Source organism: Gordonia sp. SID5947 (genome assembly GCF_009862785.1).
In the GTDB taxonomy this organism is placed as follows: domain Bacteria; phylum Actinomycetota; class Actinomycetes; order Mycobacteriales; family Mycobacteriaceae; genus Gordonia.
The window spans coordinates 1,463,878-1,479,257 of sequence record NZ_WWHU01000001.1; the positions used below are offsets into that span (position 1 = coordinate 1,463,878).

At 67.0% G+C, this 15,380-nt stretch carries 19 protein-coding genes and 1 tRNA gene; 8 read left to right on the forward strand and 12 right to left on the reverse strand.

The genetic code is table 11. From position 1 onward, the window contains the following. Positions 1-43: 43 nt before the first annotated feature. Genes GTV32_RS06765 through GTV32_RS06780 form a run of 4 tightly spaced genes read left to right on the forward strand, consistent with a single transcriptional unit; the run spans position 44 to position 3,919 of the window. Positions 44-1,057, forward strand: coding sequence for a Gfo/Idh/MocA family oxidoreductase (locus GTV32_RS06765; protein WP_161059477.1), 1,014 nt, complete (start codon positions 44-46; stop codon positions 1,055-1,057). A 23-nt stretch (positions 1,058-1,080) separates the two neighbouring features. Further along, entirely contained in the window at positions 1,081-1,986 is a 906-nt protein-coding gene (locus tag GTV32_RS06770; RefSeq protein ID WP_161059478.1) for a sugar phosphate isomerase/epimerase, read from the forward strand. A 33-nt stretch (positions 1,987-2,019) separates the two neighbouring features. Beyond that, positions 2,020-2,895 (forward strand): sugar phosphate isomerase/epimerase family protein, encoded by an 876-nt coding sequence (locus tag GTV32_RS06775; RefSeq protein ID WP_161059479.1) that lies wholly within the window; start codon positions 2,020-2,022, stop codon positions 2,893-2,895. A 1-nt stretch (position 2,896) separates the two neighbouring features. Continuing rightward, positions 2,897-3,919 carry a Gfo/Idh/MocA family oxidoreductase gene (locus GTV32_RS06780; RefSeq protein ID WP_161059480.1) on the forward strand — a complete coding sequence of 341 codons (1,023 nt, stop codon included), beginning with the start codon at positions 2,897-2,899 and terminating at the stop codon, positions 3,917-3,919. Positions 3,920-4,004: 85 nt separating this feature from the next. Here GTV32_RS06780 and GTV32_RS06785 read toward each other — a convergent pair. Next, positions 4,005-4,086 (reverse strand) — tRNA-Leu (locus tag GTV32_RS06785). Between the two features lie 78 nt (positions 4,087-4,164). Here GTV32_RS06785 and GTV32_RS06790 point away from each other — a divergent pair. The 3 genes from GTV32_RS06790 (at position 4,165) to GTV32_RS06800 (ending at position 6,315) form a co-directional block, all read left to right on the forward strand. Continuing rightward, positions 4,165-4,602 (forward strand): transcriptional regulator, encoded by a 438-nt coding sequence (locus GTV32_RS06790; RefSeq protein WP_161059481.1) that lies wholly within the window; start codon positions 4,165-4,167, stop codon positions 4,600-4,602. Further along, positions 4,599-4,943 carry a DUF3817 domain-containing protein gene (locus GTV32_RS06795; RefSeq protein WP_161059482.1) on the forward strand — a complete coding sequence of 115 codons (345 nt, stop codon included), beginning with the start codon at positions 4,599-4,601 and terminating at the stop codon, positions 4,941-4,943. The genes GTV32_RS06790 and GTV32_RS06795 overlap by 4 nt, the downstream gene beginning before the upstream one ends. Positions 4,944-5,184: 241 nt before the next feature. Next, positions 5,185-6,315: a glycosyltransferase gene (locus GTV32_RS06800; RefSeq protein ID WP_161059483.1), complete on the forward strand. Its 1,131-nt coding sequence runs from the start codon at positions 5,185-5,187 to the stop codon at positions 6,313-6,315. Positions 6,316-6,317: 2 nt separating this feature from the next. On the opposite strand, the gene GTV32_RS06805 is transcribed toward GTV32_RS06800, so the two are convergent. The 11 genes from GTV32_RS06805 to clpS form a co-directional block, all read right to left on the reverse strand. Then, on the reverse strand, positions 6,318-6,935 hold the full coding sequence (locus GTV32_RS06805) for a non-canonical purine NTP pyrophosphatase (RefSeq protein ID WP_161059484.1): 618 nt from the start codon (positions 6,933-6,935) through the stop codon (positions 6,318-6,320). Continuing rightward, positions 6,932-7,687, reverse strand: a complete 756-nt coding sequence (gene rph, locus GTV32_RS06810) for a ribonuclease PH (RefSeq protein ID WP_161059485.1) — start codon at positions 7,685-7,687, stop codon at positions 6,932-6,934. Before rph ends, GTV32_RS06805 begins: the two co-directional genes overlap by 4 nt. 61 nt (positions 7,688-7,748) lie before the next feature. After that, positions 7,749-8,516, reverse strand: coding sequence for a cyclic nucleotide-degrading phosphodiesterase (locus GTV32_RS06815; protein WP_161059486.1), 768 nt, complete (start codon positions 8,514-8,516; stop codon positions 7,749-7,751). Between the two features lie 87 nt (positions 8,517-8,603). After that, positions 8,604-9,404, reverse strand: coding sequence for a glutamate racemase (gene murI, locus GTV32_RS06820; RefSeq protein WP_161062385.1), 801 nt, complete (start codon positions 9,402-9,404; stop codon positions 8,604-8,606). 38 nt (positions 9,405-9,442) lie between these two features. Beyond that, positions 9,443-10,066 carry a rhomboid family intramembrane serine protease gene (locus GTV32_RS06825; RefSeq protein WP_161059487.1) on the reverse strand — a complete coding sequence of 208 codons (624 nt, stop codon included), beginning with the start codon at positions 10,064-10,066 and terminating at the stop codon, positions 9,443-9,445. A 76-nt stretch (positions 10,067-10,142) separates the two neighbouring features. Further along, a complete protein-coding gene (locus tag GTV32_RS06830; RefSeq protein ID WP_161059488.1) occupies positions 10,143-11,114 on the reverse strand; it encodes a cysteine synthase in 972 nt (323 codons plus the stop codon). Between the two features lie 6 nt (positions 11,115-11,120). Continuing rightward, positions 11,121-11,393, reverse strand: coding sequence for a MoaD/ThiS family protein (locus tag GTV32_RS06835; protein WP_161059489.1), 273 nt, complete (start codon positions 11,391-11,393; stop codon positions 11,121-11,123). 4 nt (positions 11,394-11,397) lie between these two features. Then, complete coding sequence (locus GTV32_RS06840; protein ID WP_161059490.1) at positions 11,398-11,805, reverse strand: M67 family metallopeptidase; 408 nt, start codon at positions 11,803-11,805, stop codon at positions 11,398-11,400. Positions 11,806-11,934: 129 nt separating this feature from the next. Further along, positions 11,935-13,026, reverse strand: a complete 1,092-nt coding sequence (locus GTV32_RS06845; protein ID WP_343287231.1) for a P1 family peptidase — start codon at positions 13,024-13,026, stop codon at positions 11,935-11,937. Beyond that, the gene (locus tag GTV32_RS06850; RefSeq protein WP_161059491.1) at positions 13,023-13,598 is read right to left on the reverse strand and encodes a DUF2017 domain-containing protein; all 576 of its coding nucleotides are present in this window, start codon (positions 13,596-13,598) and stop codon (positions 13,023-13,025) included. Before GTV32_RS06850 ends, GTV32_RS06845 begins: the two co-directional genes overlap by 4 nt. 19 nt (positions 13,599-13,617) lie before the next feature. Beyond that, entirely contained in the window at positions 13,618-13,854 is a 237-nt protein-coding gene (gene clpS, locus GTV32_RS23330; RefSeq protein ID WP_237421731.1) for an ATP-dependent Clp protease adapter ClpS, read from the reverse strand. Between the two features lie 218 nt (positions 13,855-14,072). Between clpS and GTV32_RS06860 the strand changes: the two genes are divergently transcribed. Continuing rightward, entirely contained in the window at positions 14,073-15,377 is a 1,305-nt protein-coding gene (locus tag GTV32_RS06860; protein ID WP_161059493.1) for a nicotinate phosphoribosyltransferase, read from the forward strand. Positions 15,378-15,380: the final 3 nt, after the last annotated feature.

Sequence of the window (15,380 nt, forward strand, 5' to 3'; positions counted from 1 at the left end):
TGTCCCACACATCGCCGGATTCTGATAGAAGGAGCGCAGCCGAATGATCCGCATGGCGTTGGTCGGCGCAGGCTTCATCGGCTCGGTTCACGCCGAGAACCTCACCGCCCATCCCAGCATCGAGTTCGTCGGCGTATACGACGTCGACGAGGTTCGATCGAACGAACTCGCGGCCCGTAACCACACTCGCGCAATCGATCCCGTCGAGGTGTTCGACCGGTCCGCGGTGGACGCGGTGTTGATCGCGTCGTCGACCGACACCCATGCCGCACATCTGCGACGCGCAGCGGAAGCCGGACTCGCGACGCTCTGCGAAAAGCCCATCGACCTGGATCTCGGCGATGCCCTCGATGTCGTCGGCACCGTGGCGTCCGGTGGGTGCCCGGCGATGGTCGATTTCAACCGGCGCTTCGACCGCGATTACGCAGAACTCCATCGGGCGGTTCACGCGGGCGAGATCGGCAACGTCGAGCTGATCCAGATGACCACCCGCGGTCCAGCCCTGCCGCCACTCGACTACATCGCCGTCTCCGGTGGCCAGATGCGCGACCAGACCGTGCATTTCTTCGATCTCGCCCGCTGGATCACCGGCGAGGATCCCGAGTCCGTGTTCGCCGCGGGGTCGGTGTTCACCGATCCCCGCATGACCGAGCTCGGGGATGTGGACACCTCGGTGGTGATCCTCCGGATGCCCAGCGGCGCACTCGTCCAGATCGACAGCGCACGGCGCACCGGTTACGGGTACGACGAGCGCATCGAAGTCCTGGGCTCCGACGGGATGATCGAGGCGGGCCGGCAACGCGTCGGTGCGGTCACGCGTTACCGCGCCGGGAATCTCGTCACCGACGGCATGCACCCCGGATGGTTCGAACGGGTCGCGCCGACCTACCGAACCGCGCTCGATCATTTCGTCGCCGCAATCGAGGACGGAACGTCGATCGGACCCACACTCCCCGAAGCTCTCAAAGCCCAGGCGATCGCCGAAGCGGCCGCCAGTTCTCTGCGATCGGGCGAACTCGAGACCATCACCTATCCGGCGTTCGCCGCCACCAGCTGACTGCCACCCGAAGGGACACTTCTATGAGCAACATCATCGTCGGCTCCGCACCCGACTCCTGGGGCATCTGGTTCCCGGATGATCCCAAGCAGACTCCGTACCCTCGATTTCTCGACGAGGTCGCCGCATCCGGTTACCAATGGATCGAACTCGGTCCGTACGGATATCTCCCCACAGATCCGGCCCAGCTCCTCGACGAGCTGGGCGAACGGGGCCTGAAGCTCTCTGCGGGCACGGTGTTCGAACATCTGCATCGAGACGATTCCTGGGACGCCGTGTGGTCCCAGATCGAGGACGTCGCCAAGCTCACCGCGGCGGTCGGCGGCAAGCACGTGGTCGTGATCCCGGAGATGTGGCGCGACCCCGCGACCGGCGAGGTCCTCGAGGACCGCACTCTGACCGACGATCAGTGGTCGGCCAAGACCGGTGGTATGAACGAACTCGGTCGGGCCATGTTCGAGAAGTACGGCGTGCGTGCGCAATACCACCCGCACGCGGACAGTCATGTCGACACCGAGGAGAACATCTATCGCTTCCTCGAGAACACCGATGCCGAGTTCGTCAACCTCTGCCTCGACACCGGACACGTGAGTTATTGCGGCGGAGACAATCTCGCGATCATCGACAAGCATCCCGAACGAATCGGCTACCTGCACCTCAAACAGGTCGATGAGGCCGTCCGCGCCAAGGTGGCCGCCGACGACCTCCCATTCGGCGAGGCCGTCCGCCTCGGTGCGATGACCGAGCCTCCACGAGGCATCCCGGACATGCCGCCCCTGCTCGACGCCGTCGCGGATCTCGACATCGACATCTTCGCGATCGTCGAACAGGACATGTACCCGTGTGCCCCCGACGCCCCGCTCCCCATCGCGCAGCGCACCCAGAAGTACCTGGGGTCGTGCGGCGTGCCCGCCGTACGTTTCCGCTGACCCGCGCGGACCCCATCCCCGAGGAGTCACACCATGAAGGTCGCACTCGACCCCACCCCGTTCCACCACAACCACTCACTGCTCGAATTGCCACGCGTGGTGGCCGATCTCGGCTACGAGTACCTCCAACTGACGCCGCACGCCGACATGATCCCCTTCTTCAACCACCCCAAGGCCGACGACGATCTGGTCGCGGCGTTCCGGAAAGCGTGCGCGGATGCGGGCGTCGGGATCGCTTCGGTACTGCCGGTCTTGCGGTGGTCGGGTCCCGACGAGGACGCTCGTGAGGCCGCCGTCCGGTACTGGAAGAGGGCCATCCAGATCACCATCGATCTGGGCGTGAACGTGATGAACACCGAGTTCTCCGGGCGCCCGGAGAAGCCCGAGGAATCCGAACGCGCCTTCTATCGGTCGATGGAAGAACTCGTACCGATCATCGAGCGTGAGGGAATCGACGTTCGGATCGACCCGCACCCCGACGATTTCGTCGAGGACGGGCTCGCCGCGATCCGGATGATCCGCGGGATCAACTCCAAGAATTTCGGGTTGGTGTACGTGGCGTGCCACTCGTTCCACATGGGCGGGAACATGGCCGAGATCATGACCGCCGCCGGCGACCTGCTGCGGCTGGTCCACGTCGCCGACACCATGGATCACCATGCGTCCCACGGGCTTCGGTACATCACCAACCCTCCCGGCAACGCGGTCCGCGTCCACCAGCATCTGAAGATCGGCGACGGGGACGTGAACTGGGACGAATTCTTCGGCACCCTCGGCGAGATCGGTTTCTACGATCGCGACGAGACCATCATGGTGTCCAGCGTCTTCGCGGAGAACGAGAACGCGCGCGAGGTCTCGCGATACCAGTTGGCGACCATGACCGACTACGTCGAGAAGTACCGGGGCTGACGTGCACGCACGGCTGCCGGTCCCGCGCACCCTCGATCCGTCGACGGCACCCGCCCTGCGCTGGGGGGTCATGGGGCCGGGCTGGATCGCGCGGCGCTTCGTCGGCGCGCTGCACAAGCACACCGGTCAGCGGGTCACCGCAGTCGCCTCACGATCCGCCGATCGTGCCGACGAGTTCGCCAGGCGCATGGAGATCCCCACCGCGTACGCCGGCTACCACGCGCTCCTCGATGACCCCGGCGTCGACATCGTCTACATCAGCACGCCCCATCCACAGCACCACCGGTGCGCGCTGGATGCGATCGCGGCGGGCAAGCACGTCCTGGTCGAGAAGCCGGTCGGGATCAACGCCGCCCAGGCGCGCGAGATCTTCGCGGCGGCGCACGCGGCGGACGTCTTCGCGGGCGAGGCCATGTGGACGAGGTTCTTACCGAAGTTCGACGTGATCCGCCAGATTCTCGACGACGGACTGCTCGGTGCCGTGTGCGCCCTCGTCGCCGACCACGGCGAGTATTTCACCACCGATCACCGGATCTACGATCCAGCACTCGCGGGCGGCCCGCTGCTGGACCTCGGCACCTATCCGGTGGCGTTTGCCCAGTGGGTGCTCGGTGAGGCCCACACCGTGTCGGCGATCGGTCGGCCCGCCGACGCTCACGTCAACGGCCAGATCTCGGCCACCCTGGGTCACGCAGGCGGCGAATCCCTGCTGTCCACGACCATCCTGGCCGACACTCCGACCACCGCCTTCGTCGCAGGCGAAGACGCATATCTGGATCTCCCCGGGCCGTTCTATCAGCCCGGACCGTTCCGTTTCGTCCCACGCGGCGGCGAACCACTCGTCCACGAGGAGGAGCCGACGTCCCATCTGGACGGGCTGCATTTCTCGGCAGCGGATGCGGCCCGACGTATCGCCGCCGGGGCTGTCGACTCCGCCGTTCATCCGTCCACCGACGTGATCGCGACCCTCACCGCGATGGACCGGATCCGAGCCCAGATCGGGATCGTCTTCGAAGGAGAGTGACGGCAGGATCGTGGCAGGCGACCGTGATCGGGGCCTGCGTCGACGTCATCCGCGGGACGACGCCCGTGACGTCGGAGGACAAGAGTGCGCGAGGGGGGACTTGAACCCCCACGTCCTAGGACACTGGAACCTAAATCCAGCGCGTCTGCCAATTCCGCCACTCGCGCGTGTCGCCGGCCACACCGGCGCCTGGGTCAGAGTACCGCCCGCAAGCCGATCATCGCTGGCCAGGTACCGTCGAGGGTATGGAATCGGGCTCCACCACACCCAGGCGTCGGCACCGACCGGCACTCATCGTCCTGGTGATCGTCGCGGCGCTGGCGTGTCTGATGCTGGCATGGTGGCAGTGGAGCAGGTACGAGTCCGCGTCCGGCACCGCCCAGAATCTGGGATACGCCCTGCAGTGGCCCGCGTTCGCCGTGGCCGTCATCTGGGCCTACCGGCGGTTCGTCGTCCTCGAGAGTGATCCCGAGGAGAAGGCCAAGATCGCTCCCGGCGCCAAAGGCGCGACCGAGATCCCCGCCGGTCTGCTACCCGAGCGACCCACCACGCCGAGCGCGTCGTCGTTCTCGTCTGCGCCGTCGGACCACGATGACTCGACGCTGGCCGAGTACAACGCCTACCTGACCGAACTCGGTCGGTCGGACGAATCTCCAACGAGCAGTGAGGAACATCGCAGGTGACCGAAACAACCAGCACAACCACCGGCACACCCGTGGAAAAGGTTCGCCCAGCGTTGCTGCGCTACCGGATCCTCGCCTGGATCACGGGCCTGTGGTTGCTCCTGCTGGTCGCCGAGCTGATCCTCAAGTACGGATTCGGCGTCGACGCACTCGACTTCGTGCCGATCGTGCACGGCTGGGTCTACTTCGTCTACCTGATCGTCACGATCGACCTGGCCATCAAGGTGCGCTGGCCGCTCGGCAAGATCATCGTCACGGCGATCGCGGGCACCATCCCATTCCTCTCGTTCTACGTCGAGCACATCCGCACCAAGGAAGTGAAGGCGCAGTACCACCTCTGAGGTGCCGGCCCTTCGTGACGCTCGCAAGCTCGCTCCTCAGGGACCAACGTGACGCTCGCAAGCTCGCTCCTCAGGGACCAGTGGCCACCCTCGCCGCCGACCGACCCCGACCCCTGATGAATCCCGGAGCGCCGACGGAGGGGTGTCACGGAGGGCCGGTCGCCAGAGCTTCATGAGGTGATCGCCACCGGGCGACACCGCTGTCGCCGTCCGTTCACCCACCACGGACAAAACTGAGCGCGTGCGCATCGTCCAGCTCGCCAACTTCTACGGAGCCCGGTCTGGTGGACTGCGCACCGCGATCGATCGCTGGGGTGCCGGGTACGTCGCAGGCGGCCATGAGGTGATCCTGGTGGTCCCCGGGATCGACGACCGCACCGAGACCCTGCCCACCGGGGTCCACCGTATCTCGGTGCGCGCGCCGCGAATCCCGTTCTCGGGTGGCTACCGTGTCGCACCGGCGAGACGTGTGGCCGGCATCCTCGACCATCTCGGACCCGACGCGCTCGAGGTGTCGGACCGTCTGACCCTCCGCGGTTTCGGCCGCTGGGCGCGACGTCGAAACATCCACTCGACGATGGTGTCGCACGAACGGCTCGACCGACTTCTCTCGATGACCATGCCGCACACGTTGGCACGTGCACTCGCCGACGAGGCGAACCGCCGGACCGCCGACTCCTTCGACACCGTGGTGTGCACCACGGGCTTTGCGGCCGCCGAGTTCGACCGCATCGGCGCGACCAACATCGAACACGCTCCCCTCGGCGTCGACCTCGACGTCTTCGACCCGCGTCACGCCGACCCTTCGGTCGGTGCCCGATTCGCCGACACTGCGACCACGCTGATCACCCATTGTGGGCGGCTGTCGCCTGAGAAGCGCGCCGACCGCAGCATCGCGGCAATCGGACGATTACATGCCGCCCGGCGCAAGGTGCATCTCGTCGTCGCAGGCGACGGCCCCCGACGACCCGCTCTGCAGAGAGCCGCGCGAGACCTGCCGGTCACGTTCCTGGGACACGTCGCCGACCGCGGACAGATCGCCGCCCTGCTCGCCACCACCGAGATCTCCCTGGCGCCCGGCCCACATGAGACCTTCTGTCTCTCGGCCCTCGAGTCGCTGGCATCGGGGACACCCGTCGTCGCGTCCACGTCGTCGGCCGTGGCGGGGATGGTCGACGCGAGTTGCGGTGCGCTGGCGGCGAACTCGCCTGCCGCATTCGCCGATGCCATCGAGCAGGTGCTCGCGCTACCGCGGACGGAGCGGGAGTCGGCGGCACGCAGGCGCGCCTCCGGATACCGCTGGACCGACTCGGTCGCCCGGATGCTGGCCGTCCACCGGGGGGTGAGAGGGTACATCGGTCGCGACCGATGACCTCAGCGCGCGGCGAGGTCCCGTAACGCGGGGACCAGTTGGCCCAGCGCCTTGCCACGGTGACTGAGCGCATCCTTCTCCGCCCCGGACAGTTCGGCCGATGAACGACCCCGCGCCGGTTCGTCATCTGGGACGAAGAGCGGGTCATAGCCGAAGCCGTTGGCCCCGCGCGGCGCGCGGAGCATGGTGCCGCGCCATTCGCCACGCGTCACGGTCTCCCGGCCCGACGGTTCCACCAGCGCGCAGGCGGATACGAAAGCCGCGCCACGTCGATCGTCGGGAACATCGTGGATCTGTGCCAGCAAGAGGTCGTTGTTGGCCTGGTCGTCGCCGTGCCGGCCGCACCAGCGCGCCGAGAGCACTCCCGGCATCCCGTTCAAGGCATCCACGGCCAGACCGGAATCATCGGCGAGACAGGCGAATCCGGTTGCCCGCGCACCGGATACCGCCTTGATCAACGCGTTCTCCTCGAACGTTGCCCCGGTTTCCGGTTCTTCCGGGTACGCCGGCACCGCGTCCAGACCGACCACGTCGATGCCGGTGATCCCGGCGGCATCGAGTACTCGGCGCAACTCGGCCAACTTCTTGGCATTGCGGCTGGCGACGAGGACAGTCGTCATCGCGACGAGGGCAGCTCGCCCGGGTACGGCTCTGCCAGCACCTCCCGTTGGGCAGCGAAGAGCTGCTCGGTTCCCAGCATCGCCACATCGAGTAGTTTGTCCAGCGTGGCGCGCGGGAAGGTCGCGCCCTCGCCGGTCCCCTGCACCTCCACCAGCGTGCCTGCGTCGGTGGCGACCACGTTCATGTCGACCTCGGCGCGCGAATCCTCCTCGTACGGAAGGTCGAGCCGGACACGACCGTCCACGACGCCGACGCTGACCGCCGCGATCATGCACGACAGCGGCTGCGGATCACTGAGCCGTCCTGCCGAACCGAGCCAGGTCACGGCGTCGGCGAGTGCCACATAGGCGCCGGTGATCGCTGCCGTCCGAGTCCCGCCATCCGCCTGAAGGACGTCACAATCGATCGCGATGGTGTTCTCACCCAGCGCCGCCAAATCGATGCACGCGCGCAGCGACCGTCCGACGAGACGGCTGATCTCGTGGGTGCGGCCACCGACCTTGCCCTTCACCGATTCGCGCCGAGAGCGTTCGTGCGTCGACGACGGCAACATCGCGTACTCGGCGGTGAGCCAGCCCAGTCCCGAACCGCGACGCCACGGGGGCACACCTTCGGTCACGCTCGCCGTGCACATCACCCGGGTCTGGCCGAACTCGACGAGCACGGAGCCCGCCGGGTGGCTCGTGAATCCGCGGGTGAAGGTGATCGGTCGCAGTTCGTCGTCGGCCCTGCCGTCAGCTCGTGTCGTCACGGTCCCAACTCTAACGATCCACGACTGTGGTGATCGAGCGGCCTACCGGGCCGAGGGGACGTCAGGGAACGAGATCGAAGACCTGCCCGGGCCGCACCAGGTCGACCGGCCCGGAGAAGGTCGACCGCGCCTCACTCAGGATGGCCTCCGCATCGAACCACGGGGCCAGGTGCGTCAATGCCAGCGACCGCACACCCGCTTTGGTCGCGATCTGACCGGCCTCGTATCCCGAGAGATGCAGGTTGGGTGGCCGCTCGTCGGGAGCGTGGGTCCAGGTCGCCTCGCACAGGAATATGTCGGCGCCGGCAGCGACATCGACCACCTCGTCGCACATCGCGGTGTCACCGCTGTAGGCGATCACCTGCCCCTCGGGGCCGGTGAGACGCATCCCGAAGGTCTCCGGCGGATGGTTCACCTTCGTCGGGACGATCTCCACGCCGTCCAGCATCTCGGGGACACCGTCTTGCCATTCGACGATGTCGAAGGTGTCCGAGATGTCGTCGACGTCTCCGGGGATCTCCGCGGACGCGGCACCCACCCGCAGCGCGGTACCGGGTGGTCCGTACAGCCGGGCACGACAGGGGGCCGGGCACGGCGCATACCGTCGCCACACCAGCATCGCGGGCAGGTCGAGGCAATGGTCGGCGTGCAGATGGCTGAGGACCACGTCGACGTCGACGGGGTCCACCACGCGCTGCAATTCACCGAGCACTCCGGGACCGCAGTCGATCAACACCGGACGGCGTCCTTCGGCCGACAGGAGATATCCGGAGCAGGCGGCGTCGGGGCCGCCCACACTTCCGGAACACCCGAGGACCGTCAGACGCATATGCCCTACTGTGCCACGCTGCCGTCGGATTCAAACCAGGTACGGGTCACAACTGGCCAACGACTGTTCAGAAAAGCGATGCGCCGATCAGAGATGCTGTACCTGGCTGATCGCCGGCCCGAGGAAACGGCTGGACAGGCGGGCGAAGAACTCGGGATCGCCGGTCGACCGGAACTCCCGGACGGCCTCACGGTCCGAGTGCGGGTGCAGATGGTCCCGCTCGGTGAGCACCCGGAACAGGTCCTTGGCCGTCTCCTCCGCACTGGACACAAGGGTGACCTGATCCCCCATGGCCAGCTGGATCACGCCCGACAGCAAGGGATAGTGCGTACACCCCAGGACCACCGTGTCGACGTCGGCCTCCTGCAGAGGTTCGAGGTAGCCCTGAGCGAGACCCAGTATCTGCCGGCCACTGGTGATGCCTCGCTCGACGAAGTCGACGAATCGCGGACACGCCACCGCGGTGATCTCCGCGTCGCGGGCCGCCGCGAACGAATCCTGGTAGGCGCGTGAGGCGATGGTCGCCTCGGTGCCGATCACCCCGATGCGCCCGGTCTTGGTGGCCACCACCGCGCGCCGCACGGCGGGCAGGATCACCTCGACGACCGGGATGGGCGCATAGCGTTCCCGCGCATCACGGAGACACGCGGCCGAGGCCGTATTGCAGGCGATCACAAGTGCTTTCACGCCTCGTTCCGCGAGGTCGTCGCCGATGGTGAGAGCATGCCGACGGATGTCGGGGATGGCGAGCGGACCGTACGGACCGTTCGCGGTGTCGCCGATGTAGATGACGTCCTCGTCGGGCAGGAGATCGATGATCGCGCGCGCCACCGTCAGCCCGCCCACACCTGAGTCGAAGATGCCGATCGGGGCTGTCGGATCGGCCAGTCCGGCCGCTGCGCGTGCGTTGCCGTTGCTGTGCGTCGTTATGACGACACCTCCGGGAATCGGGGTGTGGTCACCTTGCGCCTGCGGTCCCGGTCGGCGAGGAACCAGGCGGCGAGGACGCCTCCGAGCGCACCGAAGAGGTGCCCCTGCCAGGAGACACCCGGATTTCCCGGCAGGACTCCCCACAGGATCGACCCGTAGATGAGGAACAGCACAGCCCCGACCAGAATCTGCCAGAGGTCGCGATTGAACAGTCCCCGGATCAACAGGTAGGTCAGCCAGCCGAAAATGATCCCGGACGCCCCGACCGTCGGCGTATACGCGGGGCCGAAGAGCCACACCCCCATCCCTGACACCACCCAGACCATGACGGTGACGAGGACGAAGCGCCTCGTCAGCAACAGAAGGAATCCGAGGATGATCCCGGGAATGAGATTTCCGATGAGATGCGCCCAGTCGACGTGCAGAAACGGCGCCCACAGGATGCCGTCGAGGCCATCGACCTCACGCGGCACGATCCCGGCATCGTCGAGCCGGTAATCCGTCGCCGCGTCGATCGCCTCTATCACGAACAGCAGCACGGCGATCGCGACCATGATGAGCGCCGAGCGTTGCCATAGGGGCCGTGCGGTGGGCCGTGCGGGCGCCGGGTTGGCTGTCATGCAGGTCCTCGTCGGTGTGGTGGTCTCGATACGTCGGCTCGCTCCGCTCGCCGACCACTCGACCAGCGGTCGGGGCTCACGCCCAGAGCTGGCCTTCGAGAGCCTGCTCTGCCTGCTCCAGGCTACCTTCGTACGCTCCGGTGCTCAGATACTTCCAGCCTGCATCGGGGATGACCAGGCCGATGTCGGCACGGTGACCGTTCTTGATGGCTCCGCGGCCCACGCCGCGTGCTGCCTGCAGGATCGCCCCGGTGGAGATACCGGCGAAGATCCCCTCGGTGTCGATCAGCTCGCGGACCCGGGCAACGGCGTCGACCCCCTGGACGGAGAAGCGTCGGGTCAGCACCGAGTCGTCGTAGAGCTCGGGCACAAAGCCCTCGTCGATGTTGCGCAGACCGTAGACCTCGTCCCCGTAGCGCGGTTCCGCGGCCACGATCTCGATCGCGGGATTCTGCTCACGCAGGTATCGGCCGACACCCATCAGGGTGCCCGTGGTTCCGAGACCGGCAACGAAATGCGTGATCTCCGGGAGATCGGCGAACAACTCGGGCCCGGTCCCCTCGTAGTGCGCCAGCATGTTGGCCTCATTGCCGTACTGGTACAGCATCACCCAGTCGGGATGTTCGGCGGCCAGCTCCTTCGCCATCGCGACCGCCGTGTTGGAGCCGCCGGCGGCAGGCGATGAGATGACTTGTGCACCAAACATCTTCAGCAGAGACCGGCGCTCTTCCGAAGTGTTCTCGGGCATCACACAGATCAGCTGATAGCCCTTGAGCTTGGCCGCCATCGCCAGCGAGATCCCGGTGTTGCCGCTCGTCGGCTCGAGGATGATCGAACCCCGCGACAACAACCCGTCCCGTTCGGCCTGCTCGATCATCCGCAGCGCGGGACGATCCTTGATGGAACCGGTCGGATTGCGGTCCTCGAGCTTGGCCCACAACCGCACATGCGGACCGTCATCGGTCTCGTCCCAGCGCGGCGAAAGACGTTGCAACCCGATCAGGGGCGTGTGCCCCACCGAGTCGATGAGCGATGTGTAGCGAGCCACCGAGATCTATCCGCCCGCGACGGCGGGCAGGATCGTCACGTCGTCGCCATCGCCGATGGCCGTGTCGAGACCACCGGAGAACCGCACGTCCTCGTCGTTGACATAGATGTTGACGAAACGGTGCAGTTTGCCGTCGGCGACCAGACGTTCCTTGATCCCCGGATTGGCCGACTCCAGGTTGTCGATCACCTCCGACAGGGTCGCCCCGGACGCCTCGACACGCTTCTCACCACCCGTGTGCGTACGCAGGATGGTGGGGATGGACACGGTTACCGCCATGGGGTCAGCTCCTGATCTCTATCGGCTCTTCGGTCACCACACCATCGACGATGCGATAGCTGCGGATCTCGGCACTCTCGGCGTCCCGGGTGGACACCAACACGTAGTGGGCGTTCGGTTCGCTGGCGAACGAGATGTCGGTGCGGCTCGGGTACGCCTCGGTCGCAGTGTGCGAGTGATAGATGACCACCGGCTCCTCGTCGAGGCGATCCATCTCCCGCCACACCTTCAACTGCTCGGTCGAATCGAAACGATAAAACGTCGGCGAGCGTTCGGCATTGACCATCGCGACGAACCGCTCGGGGCTATCGGAACCCTCCGGGCCGGCGATGATCCCGCACGCCTCGTCCGGGTGGTCGGCGCGCGCGTGCGCCACCATCGCGTCGACCAACTCCTGACCGATCGTCAGCACTTCGTCCCACCTCTCGTCACGCTCGGCGACAACGCCTGACCGGCTGTCCCTATTCCGGACCCGGACCTGTCCAGGTCACACGACCAGCGCAGCCGAACGCAAATGGCGGGCGCAGGAGCGGCATCGATGTCAATCGGGAACTCGGAACGCGGACGGCAAGACCTCCCGGTATGTCGGTATGCCGGCCACCGTTGTCGCGGTCAGGACCGCTCCGATGATCGCCCGATGCACCACATCGGCAGCAGCACGACACACCGCTGCGAGCAACGCGACGTCGGGATTCATGCCGGCCGGGACGTCCGGCTGTTCGGGACGACGCGCCCCCGTCGCGACCGCGAAGACGGTATCCCCGTCGAGCGGAGAATGTGCCGGGACGATCGCGCGCGCAATGCCGTCGTGGCCGGCCATCGCCACCCGGCGCGTCGACGCCGGATCGAGGACCGCATCGGTGGCGACCACACCGATGGTGGTGTTGAGCACCGTCTGTTTGGCTGCCAAGGCGGCGTAATCGGCCAGGTGGCGCTCCGATGGCCTCCGTAAGCCGAAACGATTGAGATCCACACTTGTTGCCGCCCATGGCAATCCGACGACCGGGTCGATCACCGAGCCGACCGGGTTGGCCACCATGAGCGCGCCGACCGTCACGCCGGCGGCCGGACCGGCGACCATCGTGACCGACGCGGTGCCGACTCCGCCCTTGAGCGCCCCGGCACGTGCGCCCGCACCCGCACCGACGCTGCCGACCTCGAGGTCGACCGTTGCCGCCGACAGTGCTTCCCGACCGAACGCGGCGTCGGGCCGGCGATCCCACGCACCCACCGGCAGGTCGAAGATGACTGCCGCCGGCACGATCGGAACCACATGATCCAGGTCGTCCATCCGTAATCCGACCCCCGCGGACTCCAGACCCGACATCACGCCGTCGGCGGCCGCCAGCCCGTATGCGCTGCCACCGGTCAGCGCGATGGCGTGGCAGGTCTGCACGGTGTTGACGGGATCGAGAAGGTCGGTCTCCCGGGTACCCGGTCCGCCGCCGCGCACATCGACCGCGCACACCGCGCCCGGGCCGTGGATGCGGACCACCGTGGCGCCCGTCGCCCATCCGGCCCCTTCGCGGCCGGCATCGGCGTCGGCGACCAGTGCGTCCGGGTCGATCCGGTGGTGATGACCCACCTCGATACCGGCGACGTCGGTGATCCGGTCACCCGACGGCGCGATCACGGCAACGATTCCACGAGGAGTTCCTGCATCACCGTCAGCCAGTGGTAGACGTCGAGATGCGCCGCGTGCGGATGATCCGGGGGCAGCTGATCCGGAGTGTCCTCGGAGATTCCGAGCATCGCCCCCAGCGCGAGGCGGACGTCGTTCAGCGCCGTCAGCCATTCCATCGCCTGATCCTCGGTGAGGGCCAGATCGCCGCCGCCCTGCGGCAGGGTGTCGAGCACGACCTGTGCGGCCGCCATCTTCGCGTCGATGATGTGCGGCTCGTGAACGCTCCGGAGCGCGCCGTTGACGTCGCCGTTGACCACGTCGGCGGTCAGTTCGCGATCCTGATCGGGCCGGTGGAAATCGGGCAGCAGACGCCCCAGGGTGGCGTCCCCTGGCGCCACCGTGTGTCCGGTCCGGATGCCGGTGAGATCGGAGAGTTCGTCACGAGGGGCGGTGGATTCGCGTTCGGAGAGCAACTCTCTCAACGACATCACCATCGATGCCAGCAATTCGACCTCGTGTACGTCGAGGTTCGAACAGATACGCATCGAAGGGCCACGACCCTTACGTTTCCAAGTACGCACGTGTTGTCGGGTTCCCGTCTCAGGCGTCCCGCTGCATGGTGGCCCAGAGGCCTGCCGCATGCAGCTTCCGGACATCGGCCTCGACCTTGTCGCGCGCGCCGGCCGACACCACGGCCTTGCCCTCGTTGTGGACCTGCATCATGAGCTCGTTGGCCCGGGATTCGGAGTATCCGAAGATCTTCTGGAAGACGAAGGTGACATATCTCATGAGGTTGACCGGGTCGTCCCAGACGATCGTCACCCAGGGCCGGTCCAGGGCGGACGCGCCCTCGGCGACGCCGGGTTCGGCAACCGCCGTGCCACCGGGCGTGGATTTCCCGTCGCTACGCTCGCCGAGTAATTTCCCGTCGCTACGCTCGCCGAGCCTTCTCCCGTCGCTACGCTCGCCGAGCCTTCTCCCGTCGCTACGCTCGCCCGGGGTAGCCTCGTGCGCACGAGTTTCGTCAGGCGCCATAGGACCTAGGGTAAGCGATTGTGACCATCGACAACACCGCGCTGCTGACCGATCAGTACGAACTGACCATGGTCTCGGCCGCGTTGCGGCATCCTGTCGCGCACCGTCCGTGCGTGTTCGAGGTTTTCGCCAGACGACTCCCCGACGGGCGTCGATACGGCGTGGTGGCGGGTACCGGGCGACTCATGGACGAGCTCGCCGGATTCCGCTTTGGCGACGACGAACTCGCAGTGGTCAGCCGTTTCCTCGACGCCGACACGGTCGACTGGCTCCGTGACTACCGCTTCTCCGGAGACATCGACGGCTACCGCGAGGGTGAGCTGTATTTTCCGGGATCGCCGATCCTGACGGTTCGGGCGGGTTTTGCCGAGGGTGTCCTCCTCGAGACGCTCGTGCTGTCGATCCTCAACCATGACAGCGCGATCGCGTCTGCGGCAGCCCGCATGGTGAGCGCCGCCGCATCGCGCCCGATCATCGAGATGGGTTCCCGCCGCACGCATGAGCGTGCTGCGGTGTCGAGTGCCCGCGCCGCCTATCTGGCCGGTGTCGCGGCCACCTCCAACCTCGAGGCGGCCCGAACCTACGGGGTGCCGAGTGCGGGCACCGCGGCGCACGCGTTCACCTTGGGTTTCGCCGGCCCCGACGGCCCCGACGAGAAGGCCGCCTTCGCCGCGCAGATCGCGGTCCTCGGCACGGGTACCACCCTCCTGGTCGACACCTACGACATCACCCAGGGCGTCCGGAACGCGATCGACGTGGCGGGGCCGGAACTCGGCGGAGTGCGGATCGACTCCGGCGATCTCGGCGTCCTCGCCCGACAGGTCCGCGACCAGCTCGACGACCTCGGCGCGACCGACACCAAGATCGTCGTGTCCGGTGACCTCGACGAGTACGCGATCGCTTCGCTGCGAGCCGAGCCGGTCGACACCTACGGCGTGGGCACATCACTCGTCACGGGCAGCGGTGCCCCGACCGCCGGCATGATCTACAAGCTCGTCGAGGTCGACGGCATCCCGGTCGCCAAGCGCTCGAGTCACAAGGAATCCAAGGGCGGCGCCAAATCCGCGGTGCGGGCAGCTCGGGCCAGCGGGACCATCGTGGAGGAGATCCTGTATCGCGCAACCGACGATCCGCCGCCGACCGACGGCCTGTCCGTCCGGCCCCTGCAGATCCCACTGGTCCGCGGCGGGGATCCGGTCGACGGGCTGCCGTCACTCGGCGACAGCCGCACCCATCTCGCCGACGGGCTGGTGAGTCTCCCATGGGAGGGCCTCGGCCTGTCGCACGGTGACCCGGCGGTCCCCACCCGCTACCTGCTCGGTTAGGAG